1 protein-coding gene is annotated in these 2,187 nt (G+C 66.7%); it reads left to right on the top strand.

Annotation, left to right across the window (positions count from 1 at the left end; genetic code table 11):
• Positions 1-554: 554 nt before the first annotated feature.
• Positions 555-2,072 carry a group II intron reverse transcriptase/maturase gene (gene ltrA, locus DP939_RS45160; protein WP_199565862.1) on the top strand — a complete coding sequence of 506 codons (1,518 nt, stop codon included), beginning with the start codon at positions 555-557 and terminating at the stop codon, positions 2,070-2,072.
• Positions 2,073-2,187: the final 115 nt, after the last annotated feature.

Below are 2,187 nucleotides of genomic sequence, written 5' to 3'. Positions count from 1 at the left end.
CTGTGCGCCGTGAAGCGCTTGCTGATCGAGTGGAGGTGAAAGACCTGCACCGCCGTCTTGTCGCAGCAAGACGGTTGAAGCTGAGGGCAGCCTGACCCGGGAGGTGCCGGGGAGGGTGGCAAGCGGCCCTGACAAAGCCGGGACGTGTCAGCACCGTCAGATGGAGCGGGTCCGGCAAGCGAGACGGAAAGGAGTACGCGAGGAACCGGCGTTTACGCCTCCTAACGTTGCACCGGCTCCAACCTGACGGATATGGGCCGGGTGCGGTAGATCCCTGGTGTCTAGCGCGGCAGCGGGGAACTTCGCGGATGGCCTGGATCGGCTGTCCGGGAAGGCCACGGTGACGTGCTGCGGGGTAGCCGTGGACAGGCCGCGGGGGTACAGCCGGGCTCCTCCTTCGTCGAGCGATCAGCAGGTGAACACGGGAACCGTCTCGGTTTTGGCCCCGGATCACGCTTCCAGCGTGGCTCCCGGGGGCTGGGTCCATCGTCGGCCGATCGGGCCGGGACGGGGCGGAGCCGCCGTAGTAGTCCGAGCCGGGGAAAGCCTGGTACATGGCCAAGGGCGGCAGCGGCAATCGAGAAGGGACGGATGCTGTAATGCCGAAAGACGCGCCGGTGAACATCGGCGCCTGGCCGGAGGCGGCCCCTCAAGGGCCGTATCGGCGGGTATCGGAGATGCAGGCCAAACTTCACCGCTGGGCGGCGGCCGATTCCGGCCGCCGGTTTGATGACCTGTTCAACCTCGTGCACGATCCGGCGACGCTATTGGTGGCGTTCGACCGGGTCGCGGGCAACCGGGGCGCCCGGACTGCGGGCGTGGACGGCGTACGCGTCGCCGACGTCCACGACGGTACCGGGGTGCCCTGCTTCCTGGATGACCTGCGTGCCCGCCTCAAGGAGGGCACGTTCACACCTCTGCCGGTACGCGAACACCTGATCGCCAAGCCGGGGAGGACGGGCAAGGTACGCCGCCTGGGGATACCCACCGTGGCCGACCGGGTCGTCCAGGCCGCGCTGAAGCTGGTGCTGGAGCCGATCTTCGAGGCCGACTTCCTGCCGGTCTCCTACGGGTTTCGACCCAATCGGCGAGCCCAGGACGCGATCGCCGAGATCCACCATTTCGGCACCCGGGGATACCGCTGGGTGCTGGATGCCGACATCGAGGCGGCCTTCGATACGATCTCGCATCCGGCCGTGATGGACCGGATACGGGATCGGATCAAGGATAAACGCGTCTTGGCGCTGGTGAAGGCGTTCCTCAAGGCCGGGATCATGACCGAACTAGGGGAACGCACCACCACCGGCACCGGCACACCGCAGGGCGGCATCTTGTCCCCGCTGATCTTCAACGTGGCCATGGGGGTGCTCGATGAGTACCTGCACCGGCCGTGGAGGCCAGGCGGGACGATGTCCACCTGCCAGCGGCGCGCATCCCGCCGCCGCACGGGGTCGCCGACGTGGCGGCTGGTCCGCTACTGCGACGACTTCGTCGTCTTGGTCCATGGAAACCGAGATGACACGCTGGCGTTGCACCAGGACCTGGCGGCCGTGCTGGCTCCACTGGGACTGCGCCTGTCACCGGCCAAGACCCAGGTGGTGCACATGGCCGAGGGGTTTGACTTCCTCGGGTTCCACATCCAATGGCGCCGCAAACGAGGAACCGGCCAGTGGTATGTCTACACCTTCATCGCCCAGGGCCCGATACGGGCGTTGAAGGACAAGATCCGTGCCCTGACCGGCAGGACATCCCATCAAAGTCCCGCACGTGTATTGATCAGACTCAACCAGATCATGCGCGGCTGGGCCGCCTACTTCAAGCATGCAGTGTGCAAACACACCTTCAAGGCCCTGGAGCGTTTCGTCTGGCGCAGGGTGATCGGCTGGTGGATGCGGCTGCATCGTTGGAGGTGGAAGGACATCCGCCGACGCTTCACCGACTCTACCGGCCGGTGGCGCAGACCCTCGGCGGATGGGATCGAGTTGTTCGATCTGCGGGCGGTATCGGTGAGGCGTTACCGCTATCGGGGTTACTCGATCCGCGGCCCCTGGACTTTGTCCGGCCCCGCCTGACGGCAGATGCCGTGGAGAGCCCGGTGCTCAGAGATGGGCACGCCGGGTTCGGCGAGCGGTCTGGGGAAACGGACCGGCGGCAACGCCGGCACCGCGCCCCAGGCCGACTCAACGA

Origin of the sequence: Spongiactinospora rosea, assembly GCF_003315795.1 — a bacterium.
In the GTDB taxonomy this organism is placed as follows: Bacteria; Actinomycetota; Actinomycetes; order Streptosporangiales; family Streptosporangiaceae; genus Spongiactinospora; species Spongiactinospora rosea.
Note: the sequence above shows the minus strand (reverse complement) of the source record. Positions and strands in the feature narration are given on the sequence as shown.